The organism is Sphingomonas sp. BL-S-29 (assembly GCF_055521495.1).
The window spans coordinates 3,800,448-3,818,726 of the sequence record NZ_CM145482.1; the positions used below are offsets into that span (position 1 = coordinate 3,800,448).

General features: G+C 63.6%; 12 protein-coding genes. 3 read left to right on the forward strand and 9 right to left on the reverse strand.

The genetic code is table 11. The annotated features are described in order from the left end of the window. Positions 1 to 335: 335 nt before the first annotated feature. The 9 genes from ACZ1I2_RS17925 to ACZ1I2_RS17965 form a co-directional block, all read right to left on the reverse strand. Positions 336 to 1,745, reverse strand: a complete 1,410-nt coding sequence (locus ACZ1I2_RS17925; protein WP_465176326.1) for an FAD-binding oxidoreductase — start codon at positions 1,743 to 1,745, stop codon at positions 336 to 338. Next, positions 1,742 to 2,692 (reverse strand): M14 family metallopeptidase, encoded by a 951-nt coding sequence (locus ACZ1I2_RS17930; RefSeq protein WP_465176325.1) that lies wholly within the window; start codon positions 2,690 to 2,692, stop codon positions 1,742 to 1,744. The genes ACZ1I2_RS17925 and ACZ1I2_RS17930 overlap by 4 nt, the downstream gene beginning before the upstream one ends. Continuing rightward, positions 2,689 to 4,389, reverse strand: coding sequence for a DUF885 domain-containing protein (locus ACZ1I2_RS17935; RefSeq protein ID WP_465176324.1), 1,701 nt, complete (start codon positions 4,387 to 4,389; stop codon positions 2,689 to 2,691). The genes ACZ1I2_RS17930 and ACZ1I2_RS17935 overlap by 4 nt, the downstream gene beginning before the upstream one ends. Before the next feature lie 45 nt (positions 4,390 to 4,434). Further along, entirely contained in the window at positions 4,435 to 6,051 is a 1,617-nt protein-coding gene (locus ACZ1I2_RS17940; protein WP_465176323.1) for a gamma-glutamyltransferase, read from the reverse strand. Between the two features lie 5 nt (positions 6,052 to 6,056). Further along, on the reverse strand, positions 6,057 to 8,054 hold the full coding sequence (locus ACZ1I2_RS17945) for a prolyl oligopeptidase family serine peptidase (RefSeq protein ID WP_465176322.1): 1,998 nt from the start codon (positions 8,052 to 8,054) through the stop codon (positions 6,057 to 6,059). A 59-nt stretch (positions 8,055 to 8,113) separates the two neighbouring features. Beyond that, entirely contained in the window at positions 8,114 to 8,950 is an 837-nt protein-coding gene (locus ACZ1I2_RS17950; protein WP_465176321.1) for an alpha/beta hydrolase, read from the reverse strand. Positions 8,951 to 9,000: 50 nt separating this feature from the next. Then, on the reverse strand, positions 9,001 to 10,356 hold the full coding sequence (locus ACZ1I2_RS17955) for an MFS transporter (protein ID WP_465176320.1): 1,356 nt from the start codon (positions 10,354 to 10,356) through the stop codon (positions 9,001 to 9,003). A 71-nt stretch (positions 10,357 to 10,427) separates the two neighbouring features. Then, a complete protein-coding gene (locus tag ACZ1I2_RS17960) occupies positions 10,428 to 12,479 on the reverse strand; it encodes a TonB-dependent receptor (protein ID WP_465176319.1) in 2,052 nt (683 codons plus the stop codon). A 246-nt stretch (positions 12,480 to 12,725) separates the two neighbouring features. After that, positions 12,726 to 13,721, reverse strand: coding sequence for a GlxA family transcriptional regulator (locus tag ACZ1I2_RS17965; protein ID WP_465181494.1), 996 nt, complete (start codon positions 13,719 to 13,721; stop codon positions 12,726 to 12,728). 61 nt (positions 13,722 to 13,782) lie between these two features. Between ACZ1I2_RS17965 and ACZ1I2_RS17970 the strand changes: the two genes are divergently transcribed. Genes ACZ1I2_RS17970 through ACZ1I2_RS17980 form a run of 3 tightly spaced genes read left to right on the forward strand, consistent with a single transcriptional unit; the run spans position 13,783 to position 18,258 of the window. Next, entirely contained in the window at positions 13,783 to 15,036 is a 1,254-nt protein-coding gene (locus ACZ1I2_RS17970) for a sarcosine oxidase subunit beta family protein (RefSeq protein ID WP_465173902.1), read from the forward strand. A gap of 13 nt (positions 15,037 to 15,049) precedes the next feature. Beyond that, positions 15,050 to 15,307 carry a sarcosine oxidase subunit delta gene (locus ACZ1I2_RS17975; protein ID WP_465172799.1) on the forward strand — a complete coding sequence of 86 codons (258 nt, stop codon included), beginning with the start codon at positions 15,050 to 15,052 and terminating at the stop codon, positions 15,305 to 15,307. Continuing rightward, positions 15,295 to 18,258: a sarcosine oxidase subunit alpha family protein gene (locus ACZ1I2_RS17980; protein WP_465176318.1), complete on the forward strand. Its 2,964-nt coding sequence runs from the start codon at positions 15,295 to 15,297 to the stop codon at positions 18,256 to 18,258. The genes ACZ1I2_RS17975 and ACZ1I2_RS17980 overlap by 13 nt, the downstream gene beginning before the upstream one ends. The last annotated feature ends 21 nt before the right edge of the window (positions 18,259 to 18,279 follow it).

Here is an 18,279-nt window from a genome sequence, read left to right on the forward strand (position 1 = left end):
AACCCACGCCGATGCGGACAACATCGCCCAACTGGCGACGCCGCACGAGGGACCAGTGCCTCCAGTCGTCTACCCCATTATCAAACGGCAAGCCGGATCACTGCCCTTCAGCCGAACGCCCGGATCGAGAGAGATGTCCTGATATGAATTAAGAACCTACTCTTTTTTTTGGGGACGGGCAACCTGAGCTTTGACGGAACCCGGTGTGGCGCCCAGGGCTGCCCGGAATAAAGACGTTATGCGGCCATCGCGACGATCGGGACGACCGCGCGGGCGATCTAGTTTTGACCGATGGTGACCAACACGGCAAAACCTTCTCCGTCCGGTGGCGGCGCCTAGAGACTGAAGATTTTGCCTGGATTCATCAGGTTTTTCGGATCAAGGGCGCGTTTCAACACACGCATCAGATCGACGGCGTCGCCAAGCTCCGCCACGAGCCAATCCTGCTTGCCGAGCCCTATCCCGTGCTCGCCGGTGCATGTGCCGTCCATGACCAGGGCGCGCTCGACGAGACGTCGATTGACGGCTTCGACCTCCGCGAACTCTCCCGGCTCATTCGGGTCGATCGAGAAGATGACGTGGAAATTGCCATCTCCCACATGACCCAGGATCGTCGCCGGCACAGGGCAGGCGTCGAGATCGGCCCGTGTCGCCAGGATGCAGTCGGGCAGCCGGCTGATCGGCACGCATACATCCGTCGTCCATCCCACGGCGTTGGACCGGACGTTGATCGCCGCATAATAGGCCTCGTGACGCGCCTTCCAGAGCCGGGCGCGCTCTTCCGGCCGGTCGGAGAATGCGAATGCGCCGCCGCCATTCGCTGCCGCGAGGCCGCGCACGATCTCGACCTGCTCGGCCACGCCGCCCGGCGAGCCGTGGAACTCGAAGAACAACGTCGTGACTTCGGGCAACCCGAGCTTCGACCAGGCGTTCACCGCCGCGATCTGCCGATCGTCCAGTAGTTCGACGCGAGCAAGCGGCACGCCGCTCTGGATCGACTGGACCACGGTATCGACCGCGCCCTGCAACGTGGCGAAACCGCACACCGCCGCCGAGATGGTCTCCGGGACGGGATGAAGCCTCAGCGTCACTTCCGTGATGATGCCGAGCGTGCCTTCCGACCCCACGAAGAGACGGGTGAGGTCATAGCCCGCCGCGGACTTGCGGGCACGACGCGCGGTCCGGATGACCTTGCCGTCCGCGGTGACGACGGTGAGCGACAGCACTGCCTCGCGCATGGTGCCATAACGGACAGCGTTGGTGCCGCTGGCCCGCGTAGCGGCCATTCCCCCGATCGTCGCATTGGCCCCGGGATCGATCGGGAAGAACAGACCGGTGTCACGCAGGTGGGCGTTAAGCTCCTCGCGGCGCACGCCGGCTTCGACCGTGCAGTCGAAATCCTCCGCGTTAACGGCGACGATGCGGTTCATCCGCGACAGGTCGATCGAAACACCACCGTGGACGGGAAGCGCGTTGCCCTCGATCGAGGTGCCCGCTCCAAACGCGGTTAACGGCACGGCATGCTCAGCGCAGAGCTTTACGCAGTCGACGACATCCCCGGTGGTCCGCGCTACAATGACGACGTCGGGCAGCGCCTCCGCGAAATGCGCCTCGCTCCGTCCATATTGGCGACGCATTCCCTCGGACAGAAGCGCGTCCTCCCCGAACCGCACCGCAATCGCGGCCAGAAATGACGAAGAAGGCGGCATGCGCGTTGCAACCGGGCTCATCGCGGGCGGCGTCATGGCCGATAATCCGTCGATATGCTTCCGGCATCGTGAGCCAGGGCGAAATTCAGGGCCGCGCATATCGCCGCGACCTGCGCCTCCACACACGTCTCAGCTGTCATGCCCGGGGCATCCGGGTAAACTTCGGTCGCCGACGTGAAGCGGGCTTCGGTGATGGATGTGCAAAGAAAGAGTTCAGCCACGGGATAGGCGATTACGCCGTGCGCGATGACGGGCGAGCCGATGATCTTCCCTTCCCCATCCGGCGGCGCTATCCGCGTGATCCCCTCCACGGCGGCAATGATCGCGTGTTGAAAGGCGAGTTGCGGTTCGACGGCATCGGCGACCAGATAGAATCCGTCGGGTATCGCCTCGGCTTCGAACGTCTTGCCGTCGCGAGCGCTCAGTGCAGGTCGGAACTCGCTTTCATCGCTATCCGTCGTTTCGTGCAGATCGATGTGCAGAAGATAGTGGTCCGCCGTAGCGTTCACGAGGTCGATCAACGCCGTCGCTTCTCGCGATGGCCCTCCCCTTCGAAAGTTCCGGTTCGGATCGATAGCGTCATAGTTCCAGCGGTTGATGCGTTCATAGGCCCAGGGACTGACGCAGGGAATCACCAGCAGATTGACGCGGCCGGAATACGCGCTGGCGTGATGCTCGAGAAATTCGAATGCGCCCAGAACGCCGCTGGTTTCGTAACCATGGACCCCGCCCGTTACCACGGCAGTGGGTAACGCGAGGTCGATCGGCTGGCTGCGCAGCGCATACAGGTTGTAACTGTCCTCCGCGTAGTCGATCTTCCCATAGGCTATTTTCTTGAAGCGATCCGCATGCGCGTCGATGCGCGCCACGACATCTTCGTCATAGCTGCGCCGACGCGTTTGCCGAGCCCGCCACTGGGCACGTTCCTGCTCGCCCCAGGGCCGCCCGGCCGTGCCGATGGGATAGAAATCATTGGCCGTCATGCAGCCACCACGACCTTCGCGTGAGCAATCCAGTCGTCGATTAGGATCTCAAGCACCGGCAGCGTCACGGCACCGGCCGCCATCAACGCGTCGTGAAAATCGCGAATCCGGAAATCGTCACCGAGAGCATTCTCGGCGCGAGCCCGAAGTTCGCGAAACTTGAGATTGCCGAGTTGATAGGCGAGCGCCTGCCCGGGCAAACCAATATAACGATCGACCTCGGCCGTCAGCGTCTCCAGCGGCATCGCCATATTCTCCCGGAAGAAGGAAATCGCCTGATCGCGGCCCCATCCCCTGGAATGAATACCAGTGTCCAGCACCAACCGCACCGCGCGCCACATCTCCATCTCGAGACGGCCGTACCGCTTCTCCGGCGTGTCGTAGAAACCCATCTCTTCGCCCAATGCTTCGCAATATAGCGCCCAGCCTTCGAGACAGGCGGCATATTTCATCGCGCCGTAGCGGCGAAAGTCGGGGAGCTGATCCATCTCCTGGATCAGCGCGAGATGCATCAGATGGCCGGGCCAGGCCTCGTGCAGCGCCAATGGCAGATGCATGTAGCGCGGGCACTTGCCGGGAATCGAGGTGATCCAGTGGACACCCGCCGCGCTGCCATCGGCCGGATTGGGTTGGGCATAGGCCGGCGGCATGCGTTCGGCGACGGCGAGCGGAATGCTGCTCACGCCATAGCTGATGCGGGGTATCCGCCCGAAGAATTCGGGAATCCGCGCATCGATGCGTTTCGACAGGATCTCGATCTGCTCGCGCAATGCTTCCGCGCTTTCGGCAAATTGCCGGTTGTCGGTCTGCAGACGGTGACGAAAACCTTCGAGGTCGTCGGCAAAACCTGCATCGGTCGCGACGGCCAGCATCTCGCCTTTGAGACGCTCGACTTCCGCAAGCCCGGTCGCGTGGATGTCCGCCGGCGGCAGATCGATCGTGGTATATTGGTTGATATTGTACCGATAGAAGCGCTCTCCATCCACGTCGTCAGCGCCTGAAATGCTGTCGCGTGACGCCGGCAGCAGCATCTCTTCGAGAAAGTCGGCATAGTCGAGGAATGCCGGGCGGACCACGTCCTCCACCAATGCACGCCCCTCGCCTGCCAGATCCGCCATCACGCCACCCCTGCCCGCGATGCGCCCGAGCGGACCATAAAAGGGATTCGCCTCCAGGTCGGCCGCCATCTGGCCGCGGACCTGCGCGATGGCGCGCTCCACCACGAGACGGGGATAGGACATTCCTTGCGCTACGCCCCGGGCCAGCGCGACCTGCACGGTCGCGAACGACGCCGGTGTTGCGACAAGCCGCGCCAGATACAGCCGCGCATCGGCTGCGGTGGCCAAGGCAGTGGCGTTGGCCCAGTAGATCAGCGTGAACTCCGGACCGAGCGGATAGATGGCCGGGCGCAGATGCGCCCCGCTTTCGACCAGCTCGACCAGAAGGCGAAGCTCATGGCCGAGCAGCAGATGCGTCGCCCGATCCTCGACTCCCAGCGATGCCGTCTCGATCGCCGCGAGCTCGACAAGGGCTTTCCGCGCCCAGTCGGCGCGCCGTTCATGGTCGATCGGCGCCTCGCGCATCAACTGCGTGGCTTCGGTCGCCACGCCCGCCGCGATCGCGTTGATCGGGAGCTCCTCGCATTGAAACGTCCAATAGCGCGCGGCCAGTCCGGCCAGGGCGGCGTTGATACCCATCTTCACTCTCCTATAAACGGCTAGCATTGCGGCGTGGCATGCGGTTCAAGCCGCCAGGGCAACCCCGGTGCGGCGCGGATCCGCACAGGCGCTGGCGAGCCCGTCCGCGGCGAGATGGACGCCTTCGTAGCTGCCGCTGTGATAATTCCAGGGGTTGACCAGCTCGGTCTTCAGCCCGCGTTTCCTGACCTCCGCCTGGATTTCCGGGGTACCGCAATCCAGCTCCAGGAAGAACGCGTCCGGTGCCAGGCTGTCGCTGGTGTAGGTCGGTCCGCCGATGCGGGGTTGATGGACCGAGGTTTCGATGTCCATGCCGAAATCCAGGATATTGAGCGCGTTGGTGACGCAGTTCTGGATCAGGCCGACGCTTGGCGACCCTGCCGCCAGGACCGGCGTGTCGTCCGCGTCGAAGATGATGTGCGGCGCGACATAGCATGTCCCGCGATCGCCTGGCTTGGGCATGTTGCGGAAGAAATGCACGCCCCCGGCCCACAGGTTCATGCCGTCCACGATCAGCCCGTTCGACCAGCCGTGCGACATCACCGAATGCAGTACCGTGGCGATATTACCCTCGCGATCGACCACGGTCAGATGGTTCGAACCCGGATACGCCTTCTTCGACGGATCCACGCCTTTGGGATCGCGCATCTTCATCAGCTCGAAGCGCATCGCGGCATAGTCCTTGGAAAGGATGGTCTCCATTGGGAGCGGCCAGCTGTTGGGATCACCTTGCGCTGCGCCCTCGGAGAACACTTCCAGGCAGAAGCGCGCCAGCCAGTACATGGAGTCCGCGCTCTCGGTGGGCATGCCCCACTCCCTGAGCGGAATCTGCTCCACCAGATTCAGGATCTCGATGATGTGCGTGCCGCCCGTGTCGGGCGGAGGCGAGCCGGCGATCTTGTACCCGTGATAGCTGCCCCAGGCAGGTTCCATCCAGCGCGTCTCGTAGCGATCGAAATCCTCCATCGTCAGGACGCCGCCGGCGCGCCTGACCGTCTCGACCACCTTCTCGGTGAAGGCCGAGCGGTAGAAATAGTCGACGCCGTCCGCGGCCATCCGCTCCAGCGTGTCGGCGAGCGCGTGGTTGACCAGCGGCTCGCCGGGGCCGCGGATCACCTTGTCGCGGAAATAGATATTCCGGCCTTCGTCGCTCAGCCCGATCTTGGGCGCCGCCTCGAACATCATGCCGTACAGGACCGGATAGATCGGGAACCCGTTGCGGGCGAGTTCGATCGCGGGCGCGGCCAACGCCTCCCGCGACTTGTTGGCAAAGCGCGCGCGCGACGCTTCCCAGGCCGACCAGAAGCCGGGGACCGCAACGCTCCGTCCGGTGGCCACGTCGGCAGCCGAGAAGCCGGGCAAGCCCGCGAGCGGCGCGTTCATGGAGCCGTTGACATATTGGGTCGCGCCCGTCGCCGCGTCGTAGTGCATCATGCTCAGCACCCCGAACGCCGTCGTCATATGCGGCTCGACGACGGTCTGGGCGAGCGCAGCCGCGAGAGCCGCATCGACGGCGTTCCCCCCGTCCCCGAGAATGTTCAGCGCGACCTGCGAGACGATCGGGTGCGACGAGACCACGATCCCGTTCCGGCCCGATGCCTTTTGCTTCCGGCCGGCCACCGCGGCCTTGCAAAGCCGCGCAATTTCATCCTGGTCGAACATGATCCTTAACTCCTTTGGGACAGGCCCAGATACTCGGCGAAAAACGCGAGAACTTCGGCGGATTGACGCGTCTGATCCTCCCTGCCGATGGCGCCGTGCCCGGCGCCGCTCCGCACCCGCAACAGGACCGGGAGCGCGCCCGCGCTCGCCTGCTGCATCCGCGCCGCGAGCTTGCGTCCATGCCATGGGGGACAGCGCGGATCGTTCGCGCCGCAATCGATCAGCATCGCGGGATAGTGTGTGCCATCCTCCACATTCTGATAGGGCGACCAGCCGTAGAGGATCTGCGCCATTCCAGGGTCCGACGGGGCGCCATAGTCGAGCGTCGCGGCCATCGAGAACGGATCGCGACACCGCGCCAGCACATCAGTGATCGGTGCCTCGGGGGAACTGGCGCGGAACAGGTCCGGCCGCTGGACAGCGGCCACCGCAGCCATCACCCCGCCATTGGATCCGCCGGTGACGCCGAGTTGCAACGGCGTCGTGATGCCCTGGGCGATCAGATCCTCCGCTATGGCATACAGATCGTTGAACGTATTCTGCTTGTGCTGGAGGCGGCCCTGCTCCCACCAGGCCGATCCGAACTCGCCGCCGCCGCGCAAATGGCTGAGGACAAATATGCCGCCAGCCTCGACCCAGGCGGCCCACCGGTTCCCGAACCAGCCGGGGAGTACGGCCACGTTATAGCCGCCATAGCCAGTGACGATCGTCGGATGCGGCTTCGACAGGTCGAGGTCGCTGCGCGCGATGACGTGATAGATGACCTCGGCGCCGTCCTGGCTGACCGCCTTGCGATCGACCACCTGCGCGTCGATCGTTCGTTCCGGCTTGCTGATCTGGGTGAGCTCGCGGGTCCTGACATTCGCCGAATACAGCGCCGGCGCCACGGACGGCGTCGCGAACAGGAAATCGATCCGCTCGCCTTGGCCGCGCAAGATCGTGTTGGTGACGTTGAAGAAGGAGAAATAGCTGCCCGTGCAATTGACGAGCCCTTTGCCCGGAAGCGCGATCTCGCCTTCCAGTTCGCCATGCCTGTCGAAGACGCGAAGACGCGAATAGGTATCGACATAATCGAGCACGAGCGCGCGATCACCGACTGCGAGCACATTCGCCAGGACATCGGCGGATGGTGGAATGATCTCCTTCCACATCTCACGCTGGGCAGGCGCGGCAAGCGGGATCGACAGCATCCGTCCGCGCGGTGCGCCGTCATCGGTGATCGCGAAAAAGCGATCTCCCACGATATCGCCGCGAAAAATCCCCGGCACATCCTTCAGGAAAGGACGCCATTTACCGTCGCCATGCGTATCGAGGATGAACTCAGGTTTCGGGGCGAGATGGTTGACGAAAAGCAGGACATGACGCTTGTCGGCGGCGACGACGGGCCGGACGTAGAAATGGCTGGGTTCGACAGGTTCCAGCATCGCGTGCTTTGGATTGTCGACCATCACGCGATACAGCGTCTTTCCGGCTGCGATGTCCGCCGGATCCATGCTCATGTAGAAGAAACCGCTGTCGTCCGGCAGCCAGACGAAGGTGCTGAGTCGCTCGCTCGGCAGGCCTTCTGAAACTATCCTCCCGGTTTCGACCTCGACAAGTTGAACGATGGGCTTCTCGCGCCCGCCGGCAGTATGCGCGAAGACCGCCATCCTGCCGTCGTTCGACAGCGCATATCCCGCCATCTGCAGCGGTTCGTCCGCACGCATCGCGTTCAGGTCGACGACGCGCCGACCCGGGCCGACCGGCGAGTCCGAAAGCTCGACGACGGTAAGATCCTGCCCCTCGGGCACGAACCTGCGAACATAGTGACCGCCGGCAAAGGGAAAAATGACGATGTCCTCGCTGTCACCCATTGCATGAAGCGTTTCGAGGAACGCCTGGTAGCTTGGCAGACCCGAGAGATGCGAGCGGGCAAGCGCGTCCTGGGCGCTTTGCCAGTCGAGCACGTCGCGATCCGATTCTTCCAGCCAGCGAAACGGATCGGCATACCGGACCGTCCCCATGCCGAATTCGACCCCTTCCGGACGCGCCTCGGCGGGTGGGTAAACAAGTGTCTCCAAGGTCACTTCGCGGGATTCAGCGTATCCGCCCACACGGCGCGGACGCCTTCGGCGACGATGTCGGCGATCACGGAACTATGGTCCTTGCCGGGAAAGATCCGCGTCGTGACCTTGAGCGACGGATACTGACGCAGCAGCAGCGTCTCGGCCATCAGGACCGGCGCGCTGACGATCCCCCAGGCGGCGAGGCTGAGCTTCCCGATCTCCAGTTCCCCTGCGCCGAAAAAAACGTCTGCCTTCAGGTCCTCGTTGGCGGCGGCATAGTCGGTCTCGAGCCGGAAAGCCGCCCGGTCCGCAGCGTTGCTGGACGGACTGCCAATGATGTAGCGGCGAAACGCGCCGGGCCGCGCGAACAGGGCATAGCTGGCGAACATACCCCCGCCGGAATGGCCCAACAGGCCGTGATCGTCGCTCATGCGGTATGTCTGCGACAAGGAAGGCCTGACCTCGTCGACGAGGAAGGCCAGGAAATCGTCGGCCTGTTGCGCCCCACCTTCGGGCACGCCAAGCTTACGGAAATAGTCGCCACCCGGCCCATCGAACAGGATGGACTTTCCGGGAGGCGCAAAGTCGATCGAGCGCCGGCGGCCGAACTCGCTCGCGCCTGCGTCGCTGGTGCAGCCGACCCCGACAATGATCATCTCGGGGGCCAACCCACCGACCACGAGGGTGTTGAGCAAGCCTACCGCCAGATGGAGCAGGAACGGCCCGTCGGTCAGCCAGAGCACGGGATAGCTTTTTTCAGGCATGACACCATAGCTGGTGGGCAACGCGACCTGGACCTCATAGTCCCAATCGAACGCAGCCGTGCGCATCGCCACCGCGGGTTCGATCGACATGGTGCATCGGGCGCCGGGCCGTTGCCAATCGGGTACGGACACTTCCATGACTATGCCTCCGTTCGAGCGGCCGGTGCTGAAACGTCGAGCGGGTGATTCATTCCCGTGCTCTCACGAGCGGTACTCTCGAAGGGCTTCTCGACAAGCCGCATCAGCACGATGCAGGCAATCCACGCCGGCACGGTTATGCAGAGGCCACCCCAGAACAGGCTCCTTGGTCCAGCGTTGATGACGTCTCCCAGGAACGCGGATCCCGCGATGCCCAGCCCGACCGCTGGCCCGTTCGTCATTGCGCGAAGCGCCATGATCCGCGCCCGAACTTCGGGCGGCGCCAAATCCTGCAACAGGGTAACGCTCGAGGCCCCGGCGATCGTCGAAACGACGACCTGAATGCCGACGCACGCAAAGACCTGCCAAGGCGACGTCGCAAAGGGGACCAGGCAGATCAAGGGAAGCGAAACGAGCAGCGACACCCAGATGGCGCGTGGGGCCGCGCGATAGCCAAGTCGCCGCTGCAGCAGACGCAACACGAAGTTGCCGGCGACGACCCCAATGATGCTCGCCACTGCGATGACCGAGCCCAGGACCATGCCGATATGAGCGGGACTGAGTCCGAAGATTCGCGTGAGCGATACCGGTGTCCATGCCAGAATGCTCGTCACCCCGAGCGCGAAGAAGGTCATTCCGGCGAAGACGAAGCCAACCGACTTCATGTTGGCCTTCAGAAAAGGCAGGATGGGCGCCGCGACCGGCCTTGCGCGCGCGCTGACACCCTGCACCGGCCCAATCGGCAACAGGAACACCATCGCCACGAAGACCGGGAAAGGCGCCGCAGCCACCAGGAAGGCCAGGCGCCAGTCTTCTAGCCCACCCAATGGCGCGGGGAGTGGCTTCAGTGCCTCAAGCAGCGCAAGCATTGCGCCGATCAGGATGAGGCCGCCCGCCATGCTCAGCGACACGGCGATATAGTAGATCATTGTCGCGGTTATTCGCGCCTTGCCGCGAAACAGTTCCGGCAACATCGACATGAAGATCGGCGCAATGCCAGCCTCGGACACCGCCACCGCCGCGGAGGCGACGAACAAGCCCAAAAATCCTCCGGCGAGGCCGCAGGCGGCCGTTCCAAGGGCCCAACTGAGGATACAGGCCGCGAGTATCCAGCGCCGGTCGTACCGGTCGGCCAACCAGGCGATGGGATAGGCGGCGATGACGGTAAACGCCGCGAAGCCAAGGCCCTGGATGAGACCGAGCTGCGTGTTGCTGAGGCGCAGCGTGCTGCTCATCTCGGCGGCGACCAGTCCGAATACCTGGCGGTCCACGATCGCATACAGCATCGATGCAACCATGACCGCGAGGGCCAGCCATGCGCGGATATCCGATACTTGCCGAAGGGATGATCGTTGCATTGGCCAGTCCTTACTTCATCAGCAATCGGTGGTGCGCAATCGCGCGAGCGTGCGCCACCGCTCGATCCCTATCAGAACCCGGCCTTGAACCGCGCGCCGATGATCCTTGGCGCCGGCTCGATATCCTGGCGGATCGCGCCGACCGGACCCGGGATGATCGGCGTTTTCACGTCCAGCAGATTGCTGGCGAACACCGAGACCTCATACTTCCCGAAATCCACCCCGAGTTGCGCATTGAGCAGGTCGCGTGAGCCGATCGCCACGTTTAATGCCGAACTGCGATTGATCAACGCGGAGCGTCCCGCATGCTGATAGTCCAGGCGGGCGAAACCCTGCGCGTCTCCGATCACCGGACGGCGATAGTCGATCGATCCCGACCAGCTCTCCCGCACCGCATAATCGACGGGGTCGCCGGGCCGATGCTCAGCGGTCGTGCCCTTATATTCAAGGTTGTTCCAGCCATAGGTTGCGCTGAGCGTCAGCCCGTTCACGGGACGCGCGCTCATCGAGATATCCGTACCCCAACCGTTCACGTCGCCGCCGTTCGTGATGTAACCGAAGGCAGCGCCGGTGGGGACGAACGAGCTCTGAACGTCCGTCCAGTCGGTATAGTAGACCGCCCCTTCCAGTGTCAGCCTACCGTCCAGCAATTGATGCTTGGTGCCGAACTCATAGGTCCACAGTCTGTCGGGATCATAGCTGGGCGGCCCGCCCGTGACCGACAGGTTGAAGCCGCCGCTGCGGAAGCCCTTGGCGCCGCTGAGATAGACCATCGATGTGGGCGAGAGATGGTAGCTGATGTTCAGGCGCGGGTTTAAGCTGGAAAAGTCGCCGCTATTGAAGAGCTTCGTATTGGCACCGAAGCTGCGGTTTACGGTATCGAGCGTCCGCGTCTCATGGAAATAGCGAAGGCCGCCGGTGATCGTCAGCACATCGGTTGCATTGAAGGTCAATTCGCCGAACGTCGCCCAGGCCTTGGATTTGAAGATCGCGGTGATCGAGGTAATGTCGAGGGGTAGCGTGCCAGGCGTCGTGACGGTCCGCGACGTTCCCGTCCGGTCGAGTTGCCGCCCGTAGACCCCGACCGTCCAGTCGAACCTGCCGCCCGGCGCGGACATCAGCCGAAGCTCGTCGCTCACCACGTCGATATTCGAGACCGATCCCAGACCGATGCCGGTAACATTGCAGGTGGCACACAGAATCGGCACGAACGGCACATAGGTGAAAGACTGATCCGTCACCGTATTGTTCTGGGCGTTCTGATATCCGAAGCTGTTGGTAAGAGAAGCCACTCCGAGATCCCAGTGAATCACGGCGTTCACGAGATCGTAGTTCGGATTGTTCCGTTCCGCGACACGGGAGGAGGTTTTCCTGGCCTTGCCGAAGTTCTGGTAATCCTGCGTCTGGTCCTGATGGAGCGCCAGGATCGACAGCTCCAGATTGTCGGCGAATTTGGCCAGGAGCTTGCCACGCAGGGTGAAGATCGTGGCGTCGTTCACGTCCTTCCTGCCGGTGACCGTGCTGTCGATCCAGCCGCCGGTATGTTCATAGCCCGCGACGAGGCGCACACCGAGCTGGTCCTTGGCCAGCGGCAGGTTGAGGACGCCGTTGACCCGCCAGGCGGTGTTGCCATCCTTCACCGACCCAATCTGGCTTTCGACACTTCCGCCGATCTGGTTCAGGTCTGGATCCGCGGTCAGGTAGCGGATCGTTCCGCCCATCGAGCCTTCGCCATAGAGCGTGCCCTGCGGACCGCGCAGCACCTCGACCTGCTTCATGTCGATGAGGCGCAGGTCGAGCGCCTGCGTCTGATCGTCGATGCTGATCGGCATCTCGTCGATATATTGGCCGAACGTCGGCAACCCGTTGGAGTTGGCCACGCCGCGTATCTGGATGCGCTGCTGTCCGGGACCCTGCTCGACGATCGACAGACCGGGGATGGAATATTGAAGGTCCTGCAAGCTGGCGGCCCCGCGCCGCGCGATTTCTTCGCCGGTAACGGCCGAGATCGCCAGCGGGACGTCGAGCAGGCGCTCTTCCCGCTTCTGCGCCGTCACGATGATATCATCCGCCTGGTCGACGCCTGGCGCTTCCTGCGCCTGCGCGCCAGCGGGAAGGAGCATTGCTGCCGTCGCTCCGAGGAGGAGCCGACTGCGCATCCGCGATAGATATTCGCAACCCCTTGTCATTTGCGTCCCTCCCAATATGAGCGCCGATGTCTGAGCGTATGATCCCCGATTTCCGTGTCCGTGTTCGGTTGGTGCCGAGTGGCCGGTGGATCATGGATACATTCGCAAAGAGCGCCGGAGTGACCGCGGGCGACAGAAATGCGCCCATTAGCGACATCGACGATTAGCCGATACGAGCCGCTAGCGCTGAGTGCGTATTTTGCCGGGCGATATCGCGAAGCGCTTCCGAAAGCTGCGCGAGAAATGGCTGGTGCTGGTAAATCCGCAGGCAATGGCAATCATCACTCTCGACAAATCCGTCTCCCGCAGAAGCCGCATCGCCTTGTCGAGCCTGATCCGCAGATAATGCTCCCGGATGGAGGTGCGCATGTGGGTTTTGAACAACCTCTCGAGTTGACGCAGCGAAAGGCCCGCGACCGACGCCAGTGCATCGCGTTCAAGCGGCTCTTCGATATGGGCTTCCATCGCTTCGAGGGCGGTGACCAGTCCTGGATGCGACACCCGATAGCGCTGGCTGATGGCTGCCCTTTGCGCGCCCTCGGCAGGTCGCTTCTGGGTTCGAATGAACCAGTCGCTGACAAGCTGGGCCAGTTCCGGGCCGTGCGCGTCGGCAATCAATTCCGTGACAAGATCGAGGCCGGCGGTTCCGCCGGCACAGGTGATGCGGGTCCTGTCGATGACGAACAAACCACGCTCGAACGCGAGGTTCGGGAATTCTTCGACGAATGCCGGCTCATGTTCCCAATGGATCGTGCAGCGATGCCCGCCCAATATCCCCGCTCGAGCAAGCAGATAGCCCCCCCCAGAGACACCGCCGACGACGACTCCGCGCGCGGCGAGCCGGCGAAGAACGGCAAAGGTAGGGCGATGGTCGAACAACGCCGGATTGCCGCCGGCACAGACGAGCAGCATGTCGACATTCAGAGTGCCGTCGACGATCCCGTCGACCTGCATGGCGACGTCCGTCGAAGGCCGGACGGGCTGGCCGTCGATCGAATAATGCGACCACTCATATAGCGCGCGTCCCGACAGGCGATTTGCTGCGCGAAACGGCTCGATGAGCGACGCATAGGACATCAGCGCGAAGTCCTCGATCAAGAGAAACCCCACACGCATCGGACGATCTCGCTGACCCAAAGTGTCGCCGCTGGACCCGGCTTTGTCGCTGCTGTGCATCACCGGTTCGTCGATAAGATCAAAGATGGGTCAGAAGCAACCAGCGGGGATGAGGAGGGAAATGCGCTATTCTTGGTCGAGCCTGATAACGCAGTCCCTCGGCAGGCATCGTGGCTGGACCCGAGTCTGGGCCGACCGCCCCGTCCAATCCGAGTATGACATCGTCGTGGTGGGTGGCGGCGGGCACGGTCTCGCCACTGCTTATTATCTGGCGAAGAACCACGGCATCAAGCGTATCGCGGTGCTCGAAAAAGGCTGGATCGGCGGCGGCAATGTTGGCCGAAACACGACGATTATCCGGTCCAACTATCTGTTGGATGGCAATATCCCGTTTTACGAATGGTCGCTCCGGCTTTGGGAAAAGCTCGAGCAGGACCTTAACTATAACGTCATGGTAAGCCAGCGCGGCGTCCTGAACCTCTTCCATAATGACTCCCAGCGGGACGAGGCCGTCCGGCGCGGCAATGCGATGCGGTTGCACGGCGTGGATGCGGAATTGCTCGATCGCGATCGGGTCCGCCGAATGGCGCCGTTCCTGGATTTCGAAAATGCGCGTTTTCCCATCATGGGCGGCCTGTTGCAGCCTCGCGGCGGAACGGTCCGCCACGACGCGGTCGCCTGGGGCTATGCCAGGGCTGCTTCGGCGCTCGGAGTCGATATCATCCAGGAGTGCGAAGTGCTCGGGGTCGAACGCGACGCGTCGGGCGCGGCAGTTGCACTGGAAACGAGCCGCGGCCGGATCGGGGCCGGACGCATCGGCCTTGCCGTTGCCGGCAACAGCTCGAGGGTAGCCGCACTGGCCGGCCTGAAGCTCCCGATCGAAAGCCATGTGCTGCAGGCTTTCGTCTCCGAAGGCCTCAAACCCGTCATTCCGGGTGTCATCACCTATGGAGCTGGGCACTTCTATATCAGCCAGTCGGACAAGGGCGGGCTGGTATTCGGCGGCAATCTCGACGGCTATAACAGCTATGCCCAGCGCGGGCAGATGACCACCGTGGAAGATGTCTGCGAGAGCGGCATGGCGCTCATGCCGATGATCGGACGCGCACGCATTCTGCGCAGCTGGGGCGGAATCATGGACATGTCGATGGACGGTTCGCCGATCATCGATACGACGCCGGTGTCCAATCTCTTCCTGAATGCCGGCTGGTGCTATGGCGGGTTCAAGGCGACGCCCGCGAGCGGGTGGTGCTTCGCCCATCTTCTCGCGACCGGTTCGTCCCACGCGCTGGCGTCGGCCTATCGCCTCGACCGCTTCGCGACCGGCGCGCTCATCAACGAAAAGGGCGAAGGCGCCCAACCCAACCTTCACTGAGACGGGCGAAGATATGCGTATCGATTGTCCTTATTGCGGCCCGCGCGATTCCGGCGAGTTCGTCTATCGAGGGGATGCCAGGCCAAGCCGACCCCTCTCGTCGGATACCGAAGCGTTCGTGGATTATGTCTATCTGCGCGACAACGTCGCAGGGTCGATGGACGAGCATTGGTATCATCTCCACGGCTGCCGCCAGTGGCTGAGGGTGCGGCGCAATACGCTCTCGCACGAGATCGAATCGTCCGTTCTTGCACGGGAATGCGGCTGGTGAGCCGTCTTCCCAATGGCGGGCAGCTGGATCGGTCGCGTGCCCTGAACTTCACCTTTGACGGACGCGACCTTTCCGGTTTCGCGGGCGACACGCTGGCTTCGGCATTGGTGGCCAATGGCGTGAAACTGGTAGGCCGGTCTTTCAAATATCACCGGCCGAGAGGATTGCTGTCCGCCGGCTCGGAAGAGCCCAACGCGCTGGTGACCCTGCGTGAAGGGGCGTTCGCCGAGCCCAACACCCGGGCGACGCTGGTCGAATTGTTCGATGGCCTGCAGGCGAAAAGCCAGAACCGCTGGCCCAGCCTCCGCTTCGATATGCTGGCGCTCAACCAGGCGATCGCGCCGCTGCTGGTCGCCGGATTCTACTACAAGACCTTCATGTGGCCGGCCGCCTTCTGGGAGCGTGTCTACGAACCGTTGATCCGACGCGCGGCTGGCCTTGGGCAACTTTCCGCGCTTCCGGATCCCGATCATTATGATCGCGAGCATGGCTTTTGCGATCTGCTGGTTATTGGCGGCGGACCGGCAGGACTGGCCGCCGCGCTGGCCGCGGCGCGATCCGGCATACGCGTGATCCTCGCAAACGAGGACTTTCAGCTTGGCGGCCGCCTGCTGTCGGAGCAGCATCTGATCGCCGACATGCCAGGCAGCTTATGGGCTGGTGAGACTGCCCGTGAACTCGAAGCGATGCCGAACGTCCGGATCCTCAATCGCACCACGATAGTGGGCGCCTATGACGGCCGGGAATATATCGCGGTCGAACGGCTGGCCGATCACCGCGCGCGGCCGGAAGCCGGTCAGCCCCGGCAGCGACTGTGGAAGATCGTCACGCGCGAAGCGGTTCTCGCGTCGGGTGCCATCGAACGGCCGCTCGTCTTCGGGGGAAATGATCGGCCAGGCGTTATGCTGGCCTCCGCGGTATCGACCTATATCAACCGCTTCGCGGCGCTTCCGGGCAAGCGCGCGGTGGTTTTCACGACCGGGGACAGCGGCTGGCGCACGGCTGCCGACCTGATCGCCGCCGGCGCCGAGATCGCGGCGATCGCGGATGCCCGCGACGCGGTTCCGGCGGCAGCGCGCGCGCCGGTGTCCCGACAGGTTCCCACCTATCTCGGGGCACGCATCGGCGATGCCCATGGCGCACCGCTTCGTTCGGTCGATCTGTACGCCGGTAACACGCGGCATCGAATCCGCACCGATCTCCTGGCGATGGCGGGCGGCTGGAATCCGGCCATCGGGCTTGGTTCGAACCTGGGCTCGCGGCCGGTCTGGTCGGAAGCGCTGGACACGTTCGTGCTGGAAAAGGGGCCGCCGGGGCTCCGGGTAGCCGGCGCCGCGAACGGGCGATATTCGCTCGGCGAGGCCGTGCGCGACGGCTGGTCGAGCGGCATCGAAGCAGCCCGTGCGCTGGGCCGCACAATTCCCGCAATGCCCAATCTGGCGGCGAGCGACGATCCATGCTCCGCCCGGCCGCTATGGTACATCCCCGAGCGCCGCGGAAAGGCGTTCGTCGATTTTCAGAACGACGTGACCGACAAGGATCTCGACCTTGCCGTCCAGGAAGGCTTCACCTCCGTCGAGCATCTGAAGCGGTACACCACGCTTGGCATGGCCACCGATCAGGGAAAGACCAGCGGCGTCAACGGCCATGCGCTTCTCGCCCGGGCGACCGGCAGATCGCTGGCCGAGACCGGCACGATCTTGTCCCGCCCTCCGTGGCAGCCGGTCGCCATCGGTGTGCTCGCGGGCCATCACCGCGGTCGCGATTTCAGGCCGGAGCGCCTTACCCCCAGCCATCACTGGGCGACCGAACAAGGCGCCGTCTTCACGGATGCGGCTTTGTGGAAGCGCGCGCAGTGGTTTCCGAAGCCTGGTGACAAGAACTGGCGCGAGACGGTCGATCGCGAGGTACGGCTGACCAGGACCGGCGTTGGGGTTTGCGACGTCTCGACCCTTGGCAAGATCGACATCCACGGACCCGATGCAGGAACGCTTCTCGACCGGCTGTACACCGGCACCTTCTCGACCCTGGCCATCGGGCGCGCGCGTTACGGCCTGATGCTGCGCGAGGACGGGTTCGTCTTCGACGATGGTACGACGACCCGCTTTGCGACGGACCGCTATTATCTGACGACGACGACCGTGAATGCCGGCCGGGTCATGCAGCATATCGACTATGCGCGGCAGGTGCTGTGGCCGGAGCTCGACGTCCAGGTGATCTCGGTGACCGAGCAATGGGCGAGCTTCTCCATCGCCGGGCCCACGTCACGCGCGCTGGTAGCGGATATGTTGCCCGGGTTCGACGTCTCCAACCAGTCATTCCCGCCGATGGCAGCCGCGGAACTCCTATGGGAAGGAATGGCGGCGCGACTGTTCCGGCTCTCTTTTTCCGGCGAGCTTGCCTACGAACTCTGCGTGCCGGCAAACGCGGGCGATGCCTTGATACGCCGGCTTTTCGAGTTGGGGGAGCGACATGGCATCACGCCCTACGGCACCGAGGCGCTCGGTGTGATGCGGATCGAGAAAGGACATGTGGCGGGCCCCGAGCTGAACGGGCAAACCACGGCCAAGGATCTGGGCGTGGCTCGGATGATGTCCACCAGGAAGGACTATATCGGCCGCCCCCTTTCGGGCCGCCCTGCCCTTGTGGACCCCGAACGCCCCGCGCTGGTCGGACTGATGCCTGTCGATCGAAGCCAGGCTTTCGTCAGTGGCGCGCGCCTGATCCCAGCCGGGCACCTCGCGACGGCTGCGAATGTCGAGGGGCATGTCACCTCAGTCGCCCATTCGCCGACGCTCGGCCACGGCATCGCCCTTGCGCTTCTCGCACGCGGACGGGACCGACATGGCGAACGGATCGTCGCGCACGATCCCTTGCGCAGCATGACCGTGGAAGCGGAGGTCTGCGATCCCGTGTTCTTCGATGCCGGGGGAGCGCGTGCCCGTGGGTGATGCCGTACGAATTACGGAGAA